A 19,312-nucleotide genomic window follows, 5' to 3' on the forward strand; every position below is an offset into this window, starting at 1 on the left:
GATATCCCTCCAAGATTATTATTCCTGTGAATAACTGATAGTCAATCCACTATATTACCTCTCTTTATATCTATCACTTCGAAGTTACTTGGTTTTAGAAAGGACTTTATTGTAGGGAGGGCATCTTCTGGATTTACATGCTCACCACAGGTAAATACATCTATTGCAGCGTATCCCAACTCAGGCCAAGTATGAATGGATATATGACTCTCCGCCAGAACTGCAACCCCCGTAACTCCTTGAGGGGAGAATTTATGGGTTTTTACACATATCAAAGTTGCTCCACAGGCTTTTACAGCATCTATTAACATCTTCTCAATACCCTTCTGATCGTCGAGAGCCTTACTATCACAGCCCCAAAGTTCCAGTATCAGGTGCTTTCCCAAGTGTTTCAATAGTCCCACCCCCTTTTAAATTTTTATAAATTTTATCATCAATAATTTTATGTTATTTCTTTAACTAAATATTTTTATTATTATTTTTAAGATTTATCTTATTTTATTTATACCATAGAACTGCTCCTGCAAAGGCACATCCTACTTTCTCTACAGTGTGTTCTGAAGATATAGAGATTATTTTGTCAATTTCCCACCCTCTCATCTCAAATCCTTCTTTCGCCATCTCCACAACTTTATTTTCAGCCTCTCTTTTACTACAGATACCTTCGTATTCCATTATAAGACCACACAACTCCTTGTCCCTTGGAAGAGCAACACTCACTGCTGCCGCTATTGTCTCCCCTTTTACATCACTTGTGTAGTACCCGTAGGCTATTGGCACTAAGGAACCCATAGGTATCCTAGGTAGTGGAATGACATCTACCTTAGGTGGTACAATACTACTGATCCTGATTAAATTTAAATTACCTACTCCTGCATTAAGAAGGGCTCTATCGAAGGCATTTAGTGAATTACTCCCTTCTCCATTCCCTGCAACTAAGGAGAGAGTATTTGGTAAGGAAGGAAATATAAAACCACTATTTACTTCCCCTTTTTCCACAGAGACACCTCCTAAGGCTATAAAAACGAATAAAAAATATTATTTATGAAAATAGATATTTTTATAATAAATAAAAATAGTTTTTGTTAAAATATCTCTACAATAATAAAACCTACTAATATATAAAATATTCGGTTAAAGTAAAAAATGATTTAAACGGTTTAAACTATGAGAATACTTATAATTACTGGGAAACAGGCCTATCAAAAGGTAAAGGAGGCTGTAAAAAAGTACAACTACGTAGATGTGCATATGGCCAACATCTCTATAGCTGCATTTTTAACGCCGAGGATGATAATAAGAGAAATAAAATCCTTGGAGAGGAGTTTCAACAAGTCTCTCTCAGAGATATATGATTTTGTACTGGTCACTGGATTAATTAGACACGATCTAAAAGTAGTTGAGGAAGAGACTGGAATAAGGTGTTACAAATCAACGAGAGAGGCTTCGGATATTCCACTACTTTTGGATAATTTGGAGAGTATAGAGTTATCTACAAAGGACTATGCAGATACCCAGATATTAAAGTATCTAAGTGAAGAAGCTGAAAATCTAATAAGGGAGTACGAAGAGAGATCTCTGTCTTTAGGAGATATTAAAATAGGTTCCTTAAAGGTAGGAGATAACTACCCTATGAGGATACTTGGGGAAATAGTCCATGTCCCATGGCTGAAAGATAAGGAGTTGGAAAAGAGGGTTATATATTATGTAGAGAGTGGAGCAGATATGATAGATCTGGGAATGGTATCCAACGAAGATCACTCCAAGGATCTAGAAAGAATCCTGAAGATAGTCAGGGATGTTACAGATAAACCTGTTAGTATAGACACTATGAACACTAAGGAATTAATCCAGGGTATAAAGTTAGATGTGGACATGATACTCAGTGTAGATGGAGGAAATCTAGAGGAATTACTACCTTATTTGAAGGATGGAAATACCGTCCCAGTAATACTCCCCACAAACTACAAGTTGAATATAGTGCCAAGGAGTGCAACAGAGAGGGTAGAGATGTTGGAGAAGAATATAAGCAAATTGATAGAAGAAGGTGTAAAAGTTGTTGGAGATCTTATATTAGAGCCTATAAACAACAACTTCGTGGAGAGTGTAATAGCCTATAAAGTCTTTAAGGAGAGAAACAGGATACCAACGTTCTTCGGTGTAGGCAATGTAAGTGAGTTGTTAGATGCAGACAGTAATGGGGTCAATGCCCTCCTTGCAGCTATAGGATCTGAAGTTGGTGCCAATATACTATTTACTCCGGAGGCATCTTCTAAGTGTAGGTTTTCGATAAAGGAGTTGAAGATCGCCTCCAAGATGATGTTCTTAGCAAAGATAAGAAACTCAATACCAAAGGATGTAGGATTCCACCTGATAAACTACAAGGATAAGAAGTTCGATGAAATTGTAACATATAAAAACTACGATGTACCTATCATAACTGCGAAGGAGAATCCAAAAGTAGTATTAGATAGAGTAAGTTTTAAGATAGAGTTAGACAGGGAGAATAAATATATAGTAGTGATTGTTTTTGATAAGAGAAAAAAACCTATATGTATAGTTAAAGGGAAGAAGGCTAAGGAAATATACGATACCCTCATAAGGAAGAATCTCATTGGTATGATGGACCATGCCGCTTATATAGGCAGAGAACTTCAGAAAGCTGAAATAGCCTTGAGGATAGGCAAGAAGTATATTCAAGATTTTGAACTCTTTTATAATGAGTTTTGGGAAAGTTGAAAAAAATAATTTATATAACAACTAATGGGACTTTTAAAGAGACGAAGGTTCTAGAGTGTCTTCTAACTACAATATTGAAAATAAAACTAAATGCTATATGCTATAAAACTTAAATAATTATTATTTATATTTTCTTTAGAAAAATAAAGCGTAAGATTATGTGGTAATTATGAATACCTTAGGGAAGGTTTTTAGGGTTACAACTTGGGGGGAGAGTCATGGGAAGGCGCTTGGGGCTGTAATAGATGGCTGTCCAGCGAACCTCCCCCTCTCAGAAGAGGATATTCAGAAGGAGCTGAACAGGAGAAGGCCTGGTTATGGTATTTTCTCCACACTTCGAAGGGAGCCCGATAAGGTAGAGATACTCTCAGGAGTTTTTGAAGGTAGAACCACAGGCACTCCTATATCTGCCCTAGTATACAATAGAAATCAGAGGTCCAAAGATTACACTAAGTTGAGGTATACACCTAGGCCTGGACATGGAGATTATACCTACTATAAGAAGTACGGCAACTACGACTACAGGGGAGGAGGAAGGGCAAGTGGCAGAACTACAGTGGGTCTTGTAATTGGGGGAAGTATTGCAAAGAGACTTTTAGAGTACACCTACAATATCAAGATAGTTGGATACACTGTAAAAGTTGGGAAGATCGAGGGGGATTTTACGTACTACTCAAATCCAGAGGAGTTTAATATCAAGGAGATAGAGAAAATTATTGAGAGGATAGAGAATGATCCTCTGAGATGCCCATCCTCAAATTCCCAGGAGATGGTAGAGTATGTTAAGGAGGCTATGAAAAGAGGAGATAGTGTAGGAGGTGTGGTGGAGTTGGTAGCATTGAATATTCCTGTAGGTGTGGGAAATCCACTATTTTCTAAGTTAAGTGGGGAGTTAGCAGGAGGGATTATGAGCGTGAATGCTATTAAAGGCGTGGAGATAGGAAAGGGATTTCAGTCTTCCGAACTCTACGGCAGTGAGATGAACGACGAGTATATTTTCTACAACAACGAAGTATATCTCAAGACTAACAACTGTGGAGGAGTACTTGCAGGTATCAGTTGTGGCACTCCCTTAGTTCTAAGAGTCGCAGTTAAACCTACTCCATCTATCTCTATACCCCAGAGGACCGTAAATTTAAAGACTGGGGAAGAGGTGGATATTAAGATAGAAGGGAGGCATGATCCTACCATTCTACCTAGAGTAATACCTGTATTGGAGTCTGTAGTTGCTATAGTTTTGGCAGATCTTATGATAAGAGGAGGCTTTATACATCCCTGTAACTTAGAGTTTAATCTGCAGTAGGTGGAAAGGTGGGAAAATATAAATTTATAGTATTTGAAGGTATAGATGGCTGTGGTAAGACGGTGCAGTCTAAGAAACTCTCAGAGAGTATCCATGGATACTACACCTACGAGCCAACAGAGGGGGATGTTGGAAAACTTATAAGGAAGATCCTTAGAGGTGAAGTGAACTACAGTGATGAAACACTAGCTTTACTCTTTGCCGCAGATAGAAGGGAACATATATCAACTATAAGTAGGGAATTAAAGTGTAGGTATGTAGTCTCAGATAGATACATCTATTCCTCCATAGTTTATCAGACCATCCAAGGGGTTGATTTAGATTTTATACTAAGTATTAACAGATTTGCTATAAAACCTGATGTTCTTGTATATTTAGATGTAGATGTTGAAGAGGCTCTTAGAAGAATAGGAAAAAATAGAAAGGATATATTTGAGAATAGAGAGATGTTGAAATTAGTAAAGAAGAGGTATTGGGATATCATAGAGAATGAAATATTTAAACCAAGACATGGCTACGTTGTTATAGATACTACTAAAAAGTCTATTGAGGAAACCCATAGGGAGATAGTAAGAGCTCTGAAGGAGAAAGGAGTGATAGGATAAACAAGTATTAAACATTTAAAAGGATAATAAAAAATTATTTACAGTAACAAAATAAATTAACAACAATTATCTAAGATCTTGGATAAAAATAATAAAAAAGAAAAATTAATAAATAAAAATATTATAAATAAAAATATTAAACTGTTATAAATAAAGAATATATTTCTGTTAAATCCTTCTTCTTAGAGGTTTTTCTGTTCCTTTCTCTGTTATAGTTTTATTCAATTTTTATTAATTACCTTATATGGTTGTTATTTTTTATATTTTACTAGTCCTTGATTTTTATTAAATTTAGATTTTTTATCTTCTATTACTTTATAAAGGTATCATGCAATGTTTGAAGACATCTCTGCAACTCGTTCTCCCCTATTACAAAGGAGATATTCACCTCTGAAGACCCTTGGGCTATCATCTTTATATTTGCTCCACTTTCTGCAACTGCTGTAAATAGTCTCCCCGCAATTCCCCGAGATCCCTTCATCCCCGCTCCAACTGCAGAGACTACAGCAATATCCATATCTATGGATATATCCCTTATAAGGTTACTATTTTTAAACTCTCCCCTAAGCTCCTTTAAACATCTCTCAGCTTCTTCTCCATCTCCATATACCACTATAGATATATTTGTCTCAGAAGATCCCTGACTTATAAGTATTACGTTGGCATCTGCCCTGCCCAGTGCAGAGAATATCCTAGCAGCAGTCCCACTTACTCCTACCATCCCTGCCCCAAATATGTTTATCAGAAATACGTCCTTTATTGCAGTTATAGCCTTTATTATGTTGTTACTCTCCTCCTTGCTATTTGTAATTAGTGTCCCTTCGTTTTCTGGATCAAATGTATTTTTGATCCTTAAGGGTATATTCTTCTCCATAAGAGGTTCTATAGTCCTTGGATGTAGAACCTTGGCTCCAAAGTATGCTAGTTCCATCGCCTCTATGTAGGACATTCTCGGTATCCTCTTAACATTTTTAACTATCCTTGGATCAGAGGTCAATATTCCACTCACATCTGTCCATATCTCTACTATATCTGCATCTAAATCTGCACCAACTAACGCTGCAGAGTAATCACTACCTCCCCTTCCTAAGGTTGTAATATTTCCCTTTTCAGTACTACCTATAAACCCTGTTATCACTGGAATAATACCTTCTCTCAACAGAGGTCCTACTTTTTCTTTAACCTCTAATCTGATAGGCCTGGCACAGCCATAGTTTTCATCAGTTATTATACCTGCCTCTCCCCCTGTAAGATAGGTAGAGGAGTATCCAAGATCCTTTATAGCTCCACTGAGTATAGGTGCAGATAACCTCTCTCCAAAGGATAGAATATAGTCCCTAGATTTTGGTGTAAGTTCTCCAAGATAGGCAACTCCAATGAGCACCTTTTCCAACTCGTCTATTAGGTTGTATATCGTTTTTCTTACATCCCTCTTTATATTTTCACTTTTAATGGCATCTTCAATAGCTTCTTCATGTTTTTTCTTTATATCCTCTACAAAGTTGTTTATCCTTTTAATATCTCTTACATCTAATGCCTCCTTGGATATATCTATAAGGGAGTTTGTTATCTGGGTCATTGCAGATGTTACAACAACTACGTCTTTATCCTTCTTTTTTTTATCAGTCACTATCTTCGCCACGTGTCTCATCCTTTTACCATCTCCTATGGATGTTCCCCCAAATTTCATTACAGTAACCATCCCATCACCTAGAAAATATTATAAAATAGTCAAGTAAGAAAATAAAATTATGAAAATATTTAAAAACTTTACCATATTGATAAAAGAGGGATAGTATGGAATATATCATTGTCTTTATAACTGTCCCAAACTTGGAAGTTGGAGAGAAGATAGGAAATACACTTGTTGAGGAGAAACTTGCCGCCTGTGTAAATATAATCCCTGAGATTAAATCTGTGTATTTTTGGAAGGGAAATGTAGAAAACGACAACGAGCATCTACTTATTATTAAAACAAGAAAGGATAAATTCAAAAGTTTGGAAAAGAAGATAAAGGAAATCCACCCCTATGAAGTACCAGAAATCGTCGCTATACCTATTGTCTTAGGTTCTACGGACTATTTAAACTGGATAGATGAGACTCTAGAAGAGTAAGAGTTTCGTACTTTAAATATGCAATAATAATAACTATAAAAAATAAAAAATTCTTAAAACTGTAAGTACATAAAAACATAAACACTGTTTTTTATTTTTCATTATTTTATAATATTTTATATTATTTTATTTTAACGTTTAAGATAATTATTAATATTATTCTTATAAAATCCATTTTTTTGGATAAACTATATATAACAATCTACAGTTATCCTTAAACAGTGATTTATAAAACCTATTAAAAAGTGATCTCTATGGTGAAGATCTTAGATACAACTTTGAGAGATGGAGAGCAAACTCCAGGTGTATCCCTAAACCCCCATGAGAAGTTAGAGATAGCCATAAAACTCGACGACTTAGGAGTAGATATAATAGAGGCTGGAAGTGCTATAACCTCTAAAGGAGAGAGGGAAGGAATAAAAGCGATAACTTCTCAGGGATTGAAGGCTGAGATATGTTCCTTTACCAGGGCCATGACTGTGGACATAGATTATGCCTTGGAGTGTAATGTAGATGGTGTCCATCTCGTAGTTCCTGTGTCAGATATACATATAAAGCACAAACTGAGAAAAACGAGAGAGGAAACCCTTAAATGCGCATTAGATGCTGTAGAGTATGCGAAGGATCACGGTCTAATTGTGGAACTCTCAGGGGAAGACGCTACTAGAAGTGATATTGATTTTCTAATAGAGTTGTTCAAGAAAGGTGTAGAGGTAGGTGCAGATAGGGTCTGTGTATGTGATACTGTAGGAGTACTTACTCCAGAGAGATCCTACGATCTCTTTAAAAGAATATGTGGGGAGATATCCGTACCTGTATCTGTCCACTGTCATAACGACTTCGGTATGGCAACTGCAAATACTCTATCTGCAATACGAGGAGGTGCTCAAGAGTGTCATTTAACTATCAACGGTATAGGGGAGAGGGCCGGAAATGCCTCCTTAGAGGAGGTTGTAATGGCACTCCATATACTTTATAATATAAAAACCAATATAAAAACTGAGAAACTATACGAGGTATCAAGAGTGGTATCTAGACTTATGAAAATACCTGTACCTCCAAATAAGGCTATAGTAGGAGACAATGCCTTTGCTCATGAGGCAGGAATACATGTAGATGGACTTATAAAGAACAATCAGACTTATGAACCTATACCTCCTGAGATGGTTGGAAATAGAAGGAGAATCATACTTGGGAAGCACAGTGGTAAGGCGGCACTTAAGTATAAATTGGATCTTATGGGAGTGTCTTTAAGTAAGGAGGAGTTTGAGAAGGTGTATGAGAGGATAAAGAACCTTGGAGATCTTGGTAAGTATATATCTGATGTAGATCTTAAGACTATAATAAACGAGGTCAGAGGGGAGTCTCCTGAAAGGAAGATACAGTTAGATGAACTTACAGTGGTATCAGGTAACAAGATAACACCTGTTGCATCCATTAGATTGAAGTTCTCTGGAGATAGAAAAGAGGAACAACTTATAGAGACATCATTTGGAGTAGGTCCGGTGGATGCGGCAATAAATGCTATTAGGAAGGCTCTAAGTAGCGTTGCAGATATAACCCTTGAGGAGTACCACGTTAGATCTATAGGTAGTGGAACAGATGCCTTTGTAGAGGTAACAGTTAAACTTAGGAGGGGGCATGAAGTAGTTGAAGTAAAGAGCCAGCAGGAAGATATAATAAGGGCTTCAGTGGATGCAGTGATGGAAGGAATAAATCTTCTTATTTAAAAAAATAGTCAAGGATATAACGTTTTAAATTTATGATCAAAAATATTAAATAAAAAAGAGATAAAATTCCTAAGAAGAAAGATTAATAGAACTTCCATTCTACTTCTTCAGTATTAATGTAGTTAGAAAATAAGAACTTATCATGTTTTACCAGTTTAATATTTTTTATTTTTTAATATTTAGTCAAGAGTAAAAGTAATTTTATGGTTATTGTATCAATTTTATAATATATTATTAAAAATTAAAGACTGTAGAATCTGAAAAAGAACATTTTATGATCTTGAGAAATAGGATTCTTATATTCCTAGAGTATAACTTCGAATAATTTTTATTTATATTTTTTTATCACTATCTCGATGAGAACTATGGTTTTTATAGCTACTATCCTGATAATTGGTTGCATTTGAGAATAGAGGAGTACCTACTCTCACGATTTCACCATTATTATTATTTAAAAAGTTAAAATCTTATATGGGAAAATTATTTTTAACTCCTTTATTTTTTATTATCATTTTTATAATAATTATTTTAACGATTATATAAAACAATCGAATAATATTTATTATCAATAAAAAAATAAAATAATTATCACCAATAACAAAATGACGAGAGATAAGATGAAATTTGGAGTATCCTCCTTAGTATTCCTACCTGAACCTCTTCAGAGTTCCATGGAGAAGATCGTAGAAGCTCACTTTGAAGCCTGGGAGATTGTATGTGAGGGACATCATCAACTGACACCTGAAAATATTGCATATCTTAGGGAGTTGAAAGATAGTTACGACGTGGATATTATAGTACATGCCCCCTTTTCAGATCTCAATCCTGCCTCTATGAACAGTAGGGTAAGAAAGCTGACAGTCCAGTGTATTGTGGAGGCTATAGAAGGCGCCTCTGAACTTAATGGGAAGGTTGTAGTAGTACATCCTGGTTATGTTCCCCCACTTTGGGCAAATTATCTCGAGGAGGTAAGAGATAACAACTACTCCACACTGATGGAGATCCTGGAAGTGGCAGAGGATTGTAGGATTGTGATAGGTTTAGAGAATATGCCTCACTACCCAGGGATGGGGATTCTGGGGACTACCTTAGAAGATATAAAGGGGATGGTGGAAGGTATAGACTCTAAGTATCTAGGTATAACCTTTGATATAGGCCATGCTCACACTGTAGTATATAATAATGTCTCTATGTGTAAAACCTTGGAAGATTTCATATACAACTTGGATAAGGTAGGTAGGGGTATTGTACATGTCCACTGCCACGACAACAGAGGGAAGGCTGATGAACATCTCAAATTAGGAGATGGAAGTATAGACTTCTTTAGAGTATTTAAAGCTTTAAAGGATATAGGATATAGTAATATTATAACCTTCGAATCCAAGAATCTAAGGGATGCTATTAAAAGTAGAGAAATAGCCAATGAGATCATTTCAAATATCCTTTAGGTGGGTGAATATGAAGATAGCAATACTTGGAGGTACTGGAGAGCAAGGTTTTGGACTGGCCCTTAGACTGGCAAAGAATTACGAGATAATTATTGGTTCAAGGAGTAGAGAGAAGGCAGAGGAATCTGCAGAGCGTATAAAAAAGATACTATCCTCAAAGAAGATTTCCTACAGGAATGTTATTGGTATGGAGAATAGGGAGGCTTCTCGGGAGGGGGATATAGTTATACTCTCCATACCTTATCAGCATACAATCTCTACCATAAAGAATCTAAGAGAGGAGTTAAAGGGTAAAATCGTCGTATCTATAGGAGTACCGCTTGCAGGTATAATTGGGGATAAACCTACAAGGGTAATACTACCTCCAGAGGGCTCAGTTGCTGAGATGGTACAACAGTATTTAAAGGATTCTAAGGTTGTCAGTGCATTTCAGAATGTATCTGCAAAGGTGTTGGAGTGTATAGATGAACCTGTAGACTGTGATATATTGATATGTGGAGATAATGAAGAAGCGAAGAGGAAGGTAATAGAGGTTGTAAACAGTATAGAAGGATGTAAAGGAATAGACTGCGGGGAACTGGAGATGTCCAGATATGTGGAACAGATAACACCTATTCTAATAGGTTTGAATATAAAGTATAAGTTAAAGGGTAGTGGAATAAGGATAACAGGATTAAGGATGTAGTTGGGATAGTATGGAAAGGAGTTTGAAAGTTAGGCCTATTGAAAATGGGACTGTGATAGATCATATAACAAAAGGTAAGGCATTGAATGTCTACAGGGTACTCAACATAGGAAAGGAGACTACAGTAACTATAGCCATGTATGTGCCCTCTAAGAAGTATGGGAAGAAAGATATACTGAAGATAGAAGGAGTAGAGCTCTCAGAAGAGGATGTGAATAAAATAGCACTTATATCCCCAAATGCCACAATCAATATAATAAAAAATAGGAATGTTGTAAAGAAGTTTAAAGTAAAGATCCCTGATTTTATAACTGGAATTTTAAAATGTACAAACCCAAACTGTATAACTAACATTGAAAGAGTGTCTGGTAAATTCAAGGTTGAGAAAAAGAATCCTCTGAAGATAAGGTGCATATACTGTGAAAAGTTTTTGAATACCATAGAGATACCGAAATAATTTAACATTTTTGAATACTGTTTATATTTGGAGAATTTTTGTATTTTTTAAAACCTTTTTCGTTATTTATTAACTTTTATTATTTATTATCTTTATTTTCTATATTATACTAAAAACTGTTAACACCTAATATAAAGAATAAATAGCGATAAGAAGTTAAAAATACAAACTTTACTCCTTAGTACTACCATATACATTTTTATTTTATTATTAATTTTTTTATATTATTATCCTGAAAATCCTATTTTCTAATTACTTATAACAATCATTACTATTAGTATTTTATAAATATGGAGTATAGTTAAAAGAAATTAACACATAAAACACATATTTTCATAAAGTCAATAATAGAATAAAGTAAAGAAGATAGATTACGTCCAGTTTATATTAATGGTGGTGTCGTTTACTTTTTCCAGATGTATTTCAATTACACTTAGATTTGTTCTATTATAATACCTAACATTTGAATTTAGATTTATATCACATCTCGTGGATATGGTAAATCCATCACCTCTCAGGGTTATATTGTGATCATCTATTTCCCAAACCCCAGGAGGACTCCTTATATATACAACTATTCTTGAGTCTGGATCTAATACCGATAACATTTCTATGTTCGTCTTAAGTTTAGATAGGGCCCCATGTCCTAAACTTGCTAGAGAGGTTTCTACTAGTCTTCCATATCCATACATACTTGGAATTATAGTAGATATAATCACGACGATTAACAGTGCAAGAAATATTATTGAAAACTCCAAGGATATTTGTCCTCTCATAAAAAACACCTTATTATTATTTATACATCACGTAGGAAAACTCTAAAGGTTTAATTTCCCCATTATCTGTGGTAAACACCATGGCTGGAACGTCAAATAGCTTTAAATTGATGTCCATATCTATGGGATCGTTGTCCATATTTGGTACTAAAGTATAGTCAATAAAGGTGTTAAGTTTAGAGTATTTCTTTAAAGTTTTATGTTTATCCACATATTTTCTATAGGAATCTGTCCAAATATCTACATCATATTTTCCAATAAATTTATAGAAAGAACTGTAATCCTTCAACACCAGTGGAGCTGGGATAATTATACTTACTGTTTTGGTATCAGGAGATTTAGTAATCTTCCCGTTTACGTAGAGTCGGTAGTTATTTACCACAATACCATATTTGTAAAGAGATTTTAACTGGGTCTCATCAAATACTTCTGTAGTGTCCATTAGTGCAGGAGGGACAACTTTGAACTCGGCCTGGGTTTCAGAAGTACTCAAGTTATATGAGAAATTACCATCTTTATAGATTCTTACAGTGGTATAGGGTGGTATCCAGATACCAGTTTCTCCATTTAGCGTTGTGTAATAATCTTCTATGTTTTTGTTGGTAGTAACTGTTCCAATTATGTCCAACTTTAAGAAATCTCCAGAGTATCCTAAAGGTTTATTGAAAAAATATATCTCGTCAGGTACTGCTATAAATACGGTATAGGGATTTGTATTTGTAATATCAAAGGATAGTTTCCAGGTTCCTTCTATCTCACATATAATTTCAGCAGAAGTTTGTGGTAGAATAAAGAGCAAAAATAGGAGTAGTAAAGGAACAGTTTTCATCATATTCTCACTTTTCTATTGCTATATATATATCTTTTATAGATAGTAGTTTAGATATATCATCTGATGGGACGGAAACTATCAATAGATATTCTGCATTTTTATCAAATATCTGTGTATCTGATGTAATCTTATTTAATTTTTCCCCATACCTACCAAATTTATTTATTATTTTGTAGTAATCTAACTTACCTGCAGCTGTTGCATAGAGCACTCCAGGAACGTTTTGCAAGGAATATTTGATTTTAGATATATCCGTGAGTGAGGTGGTATCGCCATCCTCACTTAATATACCAGATACATTTTTAATTTCTTCGTAGTTAATATCACTCAATATTACATAGGAAGAATTTACAATACCAGGTATAGGTTCCATACTGGCATTTTTTCTATCATAAATTTCTATCTTACTTCCCTCAAGAGGCATCTTTCCACACTGAGGTGCAGGAACTACAAGTGCCACCTCATTAAAAGATACTGGAGTTATTTTGAGATTTTTGATATCTTCTAAATTTAATTTTTTTACGTAATCTATAAGTTCTTTCCCACTCATAATTATTTTCTTTCCAAATACTGGAAGAGCGTAGTATTTATCAGGACTAACGCTATTTTCAATACTTTTCAAATAGTACATCTTAGCATTTTCTTCAATATTACTCTTTTTTAGTATAAGATCTATCTCTTCAGTGGAATTAGCATTTTGTATTTTGTTAGTTATATATTGAGCATATAAACTTTCTAAATAGTATTTTCCATAGATATTTTTAATATTTTTAATAACTTTTTCCTTATATCTCTTAAGTTTGATATAATTTTCAGCGTTATTTAGTATTTTCTTTATTTCTTCCTCAGAGTTACTGTTTTCAATATCATTTATATAGATACTAAGACGAGGATCATTAGGATAACTTGAAAACATATTTTTAAGGTTATTGATACCCGTAATTTTAGCCTCTTCCAGCTTTTTACTATTTTCAGCACGTTTCATTATCTCCGCGTGATATATATTATATGCTATAAAGGATATTAGTGCTATGGAGATGACCATTATTATATAAATTGTAATATTTAATTTAATCTTAGGTATTCGTCTACTCTTTGTTTTTATCTTTTTTAGTTTATCTCTGAAACTGTTATTTGGCATTATATCCCTCAAAAAATATCTAAACACTGATAACAATTATACTGGATCTTTCGGGCAGTAGTAATTTTAATTAGATTACTATTTACTGTAATCATATACTATATATAATTTAAGATTAAAATTTTAAAATATTTATAATTTTAATATAATTCTTATTTAGATAAAAGAGAATACTGTTGCCCTTTTATTTAGTTATAATTGTTAAATTAATTATTAATAATATTATAAATAAAGGGATATCATGAATAATATAGTTAAAGAGACTGTAGAAATAGCTTCCGATTTAATCAGGATAAAATCTGTTAATCCAGCTTTCGGGGGTACTGGAGAGGAAGAAAAGGGAAAATACATATTAAATAAACTGAGAAAATATATAGAGAAGTATAAGATAGAAAACTGTCATATCACTAACTACAATACAGTGGACGATAAAGGGATATTAAGACCGAATATTGTCGCGAAATTCGACTTTAAAAGGAGCAGAACTTTACATATCATCTCCCATATGGATACAGTACCAGAAGGAGAGTTAAGTCTCTGGGAATCTCATCCCTATGAACCAAGAATAGAAGACGGAAAGATATACGGGAGAGGTAGCGAAGATAACCACAAAGGAATAGTATCTTCACTGATACTTTTAAAGATGATATTTGAAAGTGAGAATTTTAATCCAAGATATAATCTAAGTTTAATATTTCTATCTGATGAGGAGTGCGGAAGTAAATACGGTATTCAACACCTCTTGAAGCACGAGGAAGAAATATTTAGTAAAGATGATCTAATAATAGTGCCAGATTTTGGAACTCCTGAAGGAAACTATATAGAGGTTGCAGAGAAAGGTATACTCTGGATCAGATTTAAGATAAGGGGAAACCAGTGTCATGGAAGTGCTCCACATAAGGGGATAAATACTAATATTCTAAGTGCAAACTTTATAAGAGATTTGTATAATAAACTTTACTCCAAGTACAACAGAGAGGATCTCCTTTTTTCTCCGCCTTACTCAACCTTTGAACCTACTATAATAATCAACAATGTAGAGAATGTGAATACTATCCCTGGGTATATAGAGTTCACCTTAGACTGTAGGGTACTGCCAGATTATAAACTTGTAGAGGTTTTAAGAGATATCGAGGAGTTTATAGAGGATTTCAGAAAAAACCTTGATAGGTATCTAATACATTACGACAGAAAATCCTTAGATGAGGTTTCCATAGAGTATGAGATACTTCAAAGAGGAGATCCCTCAAAAACTCCTGAAGACTCCGAGATCGTCGTAGAAATAAGTAAGGCTATAAAAAAGGTACTGGATAAGGAACCTATTCTCTGTGGTATGGGGGGAGGTACTATAGGGGCATTCCTGAGGTATAAAAACTACGATACTGTGGTGTGGGGAATAGGTGAAGAAACTGCACATCAACCTAACGAGCATATAAAGATAGAGGATCTGATAAATATGGCCAAGGTTTATTATGAAGTACTTAATGATGAATCTTAATGGTGATGAAATTCAGAAAAGACAATATAAAAATAATAATAAAAATAATCATATTATCACTTTTTTGAAAAAAATATCTCCAGAATCTTAGAAGAAGAGTAACCTTTTACTAATAAGTTAAGTGTTTAGAGTATCCTAAGAATAACTTTTTAATTTTATTGATTATTTTATTTTTTAAATTTTATATAAAAATTGAAATTCCTTGATAGTCGCTGGTTAACGTTATTTAAAAATATAAATCACATAACTTATCTAAATAAGGTGACACCATGAGAACCGATCATAACTACAAGGTAAAACTTTTTGAGGAAAAGGGATTTGTAAGAAAGAAATGTGAAAAGTGCGGCCAGTACTTCTGGACGTTAGATGAGAATAGAAAAACCTGTGGAGACAGTCCCTGTGATATGTACTCCTTCATTGGAAATCCTATAACCAATAAGAAATACTCCTATACTGAAATGGTAAGGACATTTTTAAAGTTCTTCGAGAAGCATGGACATACGCCTGTAAAGAGATACCCTGTAACTGCAAGGAGATGGAGGGATGATATACTACTAACTATAGCTTCTATTGCAGTATTTCAACCATGGGTTACAAAGGGCATAGTGGATCCTGTGGCGAACCCCTTGGTAATAGCTCAGCCCTGTATTAGGTTGAACGACATAGACAACGTTGGGAGGACTGGAAGACATCTAACATCCTTTACAATGGGCGGACATCACGCCTTTAATAAAGAAGATAAGGAGATCTACTGGACAGATAGGACTGTAGAACTCTGTTTTAACTTTATGAAGGAGTTAGGTATTCCCGAAGAATCTTTAACCTTCGTAGAGAGTTGGTGGGAAGGAGGAGGAAATGCAGGGCCATGTTATGAGGTAATTTCCCATGGTGTAGAGTTGGCCACCTTGGTATTTATGAAATACGAGAAAGTAGGAAATACTTATAAAGAGATGCCCTTGAAGATAGTGGATACAGGATACGGGATAGAGAGATACCTCTGGGTATCCCATGGAACACCTACTGTATATGACGCCCTATTCGGTAATATTATTGAGAAGTTAAAAGAGAGTGCTAAGAATATTCCTGGAGAATCCCTGGATATGGAAGAGATATTAAAGGAGAGTGCTACACTTGCAGGCCTTATGAACATCGAAGACATAGGAGATCTGAAGGTGCTTAGAAAGGAGGTTGCTAAAAGACTCAATATGGATGTAGAAAAGTTAGATAGGATACTTACTCCTATGGAGTATATATATGCCATAGGAGATCATACGAGATGTTTAGCCTTTATGTTGGGAGATGGTATAGTCCCATCTAATGTTAAGGATGGCTACTTGGCAAGGCTCATCCTGAGAAAAACCCTCAGATATATGGATAGAGTGGGTATTACTCTTTCCCTTGGAGAGATAGTAGATCTCCACCTTAAGGAGCTAAAGGAACTCTATCCAGAACTACTTGAGATGAGAGACTACATAATGGATGTAATTGAGGTAGAGGAAGAGAGGTATAGAGAGACTGTAAGTAGAGGCAGAGGTATAGTGGAGAGACTCCTGAAATCGAAAAAGAAAATATCTACTGAGGATCTAATAGAACTGTACGACAGTAAGGGGATACCGCCAGAGGTTGTAGTTGATGTTGTCAAGGAAATCGAAAAGGATGTTAAAGTAGATATTCCAGATAACTTCTATACCTTAGTTGCTAAGAGACATGAAAGAAAAAGATCTGAAGAGAAGGAGAAAAAGAAGAGGGATCTACCTCCAGTGGACGAAGATATCGAAAAAACCCAACTACTGTTCTACAAGTATCCAAAGATGAGTGAATTTGAAGGTAAGATATTGAAGATAGTAGGTAACTATGTTATCTTAGATAAAACCCTCTTCTATCCTGAAGGAGGAGGGCAGAAATGTGATACTGGAACTCTTGGAGATCGAAAGGTTTTAGATGTGCAAAAGAAGGACGGTATAGTATATCATAAACTCTCCAGTGTAGAGGGGCTAAAGGAGGGGGATGTAGTAAAAGGGGTTATAGATTGGGAGAGAAGAATCAACTTAATGAGAAACCATACTGCAACTCATATTATTAATGCAGCATCCCAGATGGTACTGGGAAAACATGTATGGCAGACAGGATCTGACGTAGATCTTGAGAAGGGGAGGTTGGATATAACCCACTATAAGAGAATTTCCAGAGAGGAATTAAAGAAGATAGAAGAATTAGCAAATAAGATTGTATTGGAAAATATACCTGTAAGATCTACTTTCATGGATAGAAATGAGGCGGAACAGAAGTATGGGTTTAGGATATATCAGGGAGGTGTTGTACCAGGAAATACGTTGAGAATAGTGGAGATAGAGAATGTTGATGTAGAAGCTTGTGGAGGTACCCACTGTGAGAGTACCTTAGAAGTAGGATATATAAAAATACTTAGAAGTGAGAGGGTACAGGACGGTGTAGAGAGGTTGGTATACACAAGCGGTATAAATACTGTTAGAGAAGTAAGTATCATGGAGGATATATTACTTAAGTCTTCGGAAATACTTGGGATACCTGTTGAGAAGTTACCTAAGACTGTAGAGAGGTTCTTCAAGGAGTGGAAGAAACAGAAGAAGATTATAGAGGAGCTGGAAGAGAAGATCGGAGAATATAAGAGATATATGTTGATGAATAAGTTTAAAAAGATGGGAAGGTATCAGGTGTTAATAGAAGAGGTAGAGGGTACTCCAAAGGAACTTATGACAACTGCAGATAACTTAGTAGGGAAAAATTCTATTGTGATTCTCCTCAACAGAGATGGGTATATACTATGTAAATGTGGTAAAGATGTAGATATTGATATGGTTGATCTACTAAGGGTCGTTGGAAAGGGGGGAGGGAGAAAGAATTTAGCCCAGGGTAAATACTTAGGGGATATTGAAGAGGTAAAAAAGAAATTGGAAAGAGAGATAGAGAAGATGATAGGGGGACTTAGAGATTTAGCCCAGAGAATGTGATAAAGAAAAATATGGAAATATAGAGACTAAGGGTAAAAATATAGAGTCTTTATATCAGAGTACTGGGGAAACAGAGTGGGATTTCTGTTAATCCTTTTTTGCATATATTATAATATAATTTTGATTATCTTTATGTTATAATTAAAATATTGGTGGAGAATTAAATATTTGAGAGTTTCCAGATATTTTAAAGAGTGATGATATTATATGTTTAATTTTTAGGCAACATCTTCTTATTTTTACTCTTTAATCTATTGTTATTAATCCAGTCCCAGAATATCCTTTAGATCTATACCCCTCATTATCCTATCCCTTATCTTAGATTCCTTTCTTTTAATCTCTTTAGCCTTCTCCAACACTTCTTCCACTCTGTCTCTTTCTATAACTACAACACCGTTGCAATCTCCAATTATTACATCACCAGATTTTACAGTAGTATCACCACAGTTTACAGGTATTCCCATGACACCTCTATCTAAGGGAGTCCCCGCCTTAGGTGTATATCCTCTTGAGAACACTGGGAACCTGATCCTTCTAATATCTTCGAGATCCCTTACATAACCATCTATCACCACTGCAACAACTCCTTTTAACTTTGCATTCAATGAGGCCAATCCACCCCATACTGCATACTCCCCCCCTTCACATTTTACAACTATCACCTTCCCCCTACTGTAGGATATGGCCTTTACAACTGTACCCCAATCATCTGAAGAAGTTTTAACTGTAAAGGCTTCTCCAAATACTACACCTTGAATGTTATCTACAGGTTTTATACCCTTAAGTACTTTTGCTCCAGCATCAGAGAGGTTTGGAACTGAGATATCCTTTGGGATTTTCATGGCAATCATTTGAGATTTTTAGGAAAAAAATAAAAAATGGAGAATATTGACACATCCTTCGATGAAATCCAATATTGCCTGTATTCATTATTTAAGTAGAGTAATAGCTCAAGATTTTTTTATTTTTGATTTCAATCGATCTTCTTTATTA

The 19,312-nt window shown here is 34.9% G+C and carries 17 protein-coding genes; 10 read left to right on the forward strand and 7 right to left on the reverse strand.

All coding sequences use genetic code 11. The features are described 5' to 3' along the window. Window positions 1-41: 41 nt before the first annotated feature. Both speD and MHHB_RS01945 read right to left on the reverse strand, forming a co-directional pair. Complete coding sequence (gene speD / locus MHHB_RS01940) at window positions 42-395, reverse strand: adenosylmethionine decarboxylase (RefSeq protein WP_131006940.1); 354 nt, start codon at window positions 393-395, stop codon at window positions 42-44. 103 nt (window positions 396-498) lie between these two features. Continuing rightward, window positions 499-969: a pyruvoyl-dependent arginine decarboxylase gene (locus tag MHHB_RS01945; RefSeq protein ID WP_131007064.1), complete on the reverse strand. Its 471-nt coding sequence runs from the start codon at window positions 967-969 to the stop codon at window positions 499-501. Between the two features lie 198 nt (window positions 970-1,167). Here MHHB_RS01945 and MHHB_RS01950 point away from each other — a divergent pair, with 198 nt between their 5' ends. The 3 genes from MHHB_RS01950 to tmk all read left to right on the forward strand — a co-directional run bounded on the left by MHHB_RS01950 (window position 1,168) and on the right by tmk (window position 4,647). Further along, complete coding sequence (locus MHHB_RS01950) at window positions 1,168-2,739, forward strand: dihydropteroate synthase-like protein (protein ID WP_131006941.1); 1,572 nt, start codon at window positions 1,168-1,170, stop codon at window positions 2,737-2,739. Between the two features lie 169 nt (window positions 2,740-2,908). Then, complete coding sequence (gene aroC, locus MHHB_RS01955; protein ID WP_131006942.1) at window positions 2,909-4,042, forward strand: chorismate synthase; 1,134 nt, start codon at window positions 2,909-2,911, stop codon at window positions 4,040-4,042. Window positions 4,043-4,050: 8 nt separating this feature from the next. After that, window positions 4,051-4,647, forward strand: coding sequence for a dTMP kinase (tmk, locus tag MHHB_RS01960; RefSeq protein WP_131006943.1), 597 nt, complete (start codon window positions 4,051-4,053; stop codon window positions 4,645-4,647). A gap of 310 nt (window positions 4,648-4,957) precedes the next feature. Here the strand turns inward: tmk and MHHB_RS01965 are convergent, their stop codons facing one another. Further along, a complete protein-coding gene (locus MHHB_RS01965) occupies window positions 4,958-6,349 on the reverse strand; it encodes an aspartate kinase (RefSeq protein ID WP_131006944.1) in 1,392 nt (463 codons plus the stop codon). Window positions 6,350-6,444: 95 nt separating this feature from the next. Between MHHB_RS01965 and cutA the strand changes: the two genes are divergently transcribed. The 5 genes from cutA (at window position 6,445) to pyrI (ending at window position 11,082) form a co-directional block, all read left to right on the forward strand. After that, the gene (gene cutA, locus MHHB_RS01970; RefSeq protein WP_131006945.1) at window positions 6,445-6,762 is read left to right on the forward strand and encodes a divalent-cation tolerance protein CutA; all 318 of its coding nucleotides are present in this window, start codon (window positions 6,445-6,447) and stop codon (window positions 6,760-6,762) included. A 254-nt stretch (window positions 6,763-7,016) separates the two neighbouring features. Then, entirely contained in the window at window positions 7,017-8,492 is a 1,476-nt protein-coding gene (locus MHHB_RS01975; protein WP_131006946.1) for a 2-isopropylmalate synthase, read from the forward strand. Between the two features lie 617 nt (window positions 8,493-9,109). Then, the gene (locus MHHB_RS01980) at window positions 9,110-9,940 is read left to right on the forward strand and encodes a sugar phosphate isomerase/epimerase family protein (protein WP_131006947.1); all 831 of its coding nucleotides are present in this window, start codon (window positions 9,110-9,112) and stop codon (window positions 9,938-9,940) included. Between the two features lie 10 nt (window positions 9,941-9,950). Then, entirely contained in the window at window positions 9,951-10,625 is a 675-nt protein-coding gene (npdG, locus tag MHHB_RS01985; protein WP_131006948.1) for an NADPH-dependent F420 reductase, read from the forward strand. A 10-nt stretch (window positions 10,626-10,635) separates the two neighbouring features. After that, window positions 10,636-11,082 (forward strand): aspartate carbamoyltransferase regulatory subunit, encoded by a 447-nt coding sequence (pyrI, locus tag MHHB_RS01990; RefSeq protein WP_131006949.1) that lies wholly within the window; start codon window positions 10,636-10,638, stop codon window positions 11,080-11,082. 371 nt (window positions 11,083-11,453) lie between these two features. Here pyrI and MHHB_RS01995 read toward each other — a convergent pair whose 3' ends face one another. From MHHB_RS01995 to MHHB_RS02005, 3 genes are read right to left on the reverse strand one after another with little or no spacing between them, the layout of a single operon-like run. Further along, window positions 11,454-11,858, reverse strand: a complete 405-nt coding sequence (locus MHHB_RS01995; protein ID WP_131006950.1) for a class III signal peptide-containing protein — start codon at window positions 11,856-11,858, stop codon at window positions 11,454-11,456. Window positions 11,859-11,874: 16 nt separating this feature from the next. Further along, window positions 11,875-12,690, reverse strand: a complete 816-nt coding sequence (locus tag MHHB_RS02000) for a hypothetical protein (protein ID WP_131006951.1) — start codon at window positions 12,688-12,690, stop codon at window positions 11,875-11,877. Window positions 12,691-12,694: 4 nt separating this feature from the next. Further along, the gene (locus tag MHHB_RS02005; protein WP_131006952.1) at window positions 12,695-13,831 is read right to left on the reverse strand and encodes a DUF515 domain-containing protein; all 1,137 of its coding nucleotides are present in this window, start codon (window positions 13,829-13,831) and stop codon (window positions 12,695-12,697) included. A gap of 241 nt (window positions 13,832-14,072) precedes the next feature. Here MHHB_RS02005 and MHHB_RS02010 point away from each other — a divergent pair, with 241 nt between their 5' ends. Both MHHB_RS02010 and alaS read left to right on the forward strand, forming a co-directional pair. Beyond that, entirely contained in the window at window positions 14,073-15,329 is a 1,257-nt protein-coding gene (locus MHHB_RS02010; protein WP_131006953.1) for a M20 family metallo-hydrolase, read from the forward strand. 269 nt (window positions 15,330-15,598) lie between these two features. Then, window positions 15,599-18,319 carry an alanine--tRNA ligase gene (alaS, locus tag MHHB_RS02015; protein WP_131006954.1) on the forward strand — a complete coding sequence of 907 codons (2,721 nt, stop codon included), beginning with the start codon at window positions 15,599-15,601 and terminating at the stop codon, window positions 18,317-18,319. A gap of 260 nt (window positions 18,320-18,579) precedes the next feature. On the opposite strand, the gene MHHB_RS02020 is transcribed toward alaS, so the two are convergent. Beyond that, a complete protein-coding gene (locus tag MHHB_RS02020) occupies window positions 18,580-19,161 on the reverse strand; it encodes an RraA family protein (protein ID WP_131006955.1) in 582 nt (193 codons plus the stop codon). Window positions 19,162-19,312: the final 151 nt, after the last annotated feature.

Origin of the sequence: Methanofervidicoccus abyssi (genome assembly GCF_004310395.1) — an archaeon.
Classification (GTDB): domain Archaea; phylum AGJL01; class Methanococci; order Methanococcales; family Methanococcaceae; genus Methanofervidicoccus; species Methanofervidicoccus abyssi.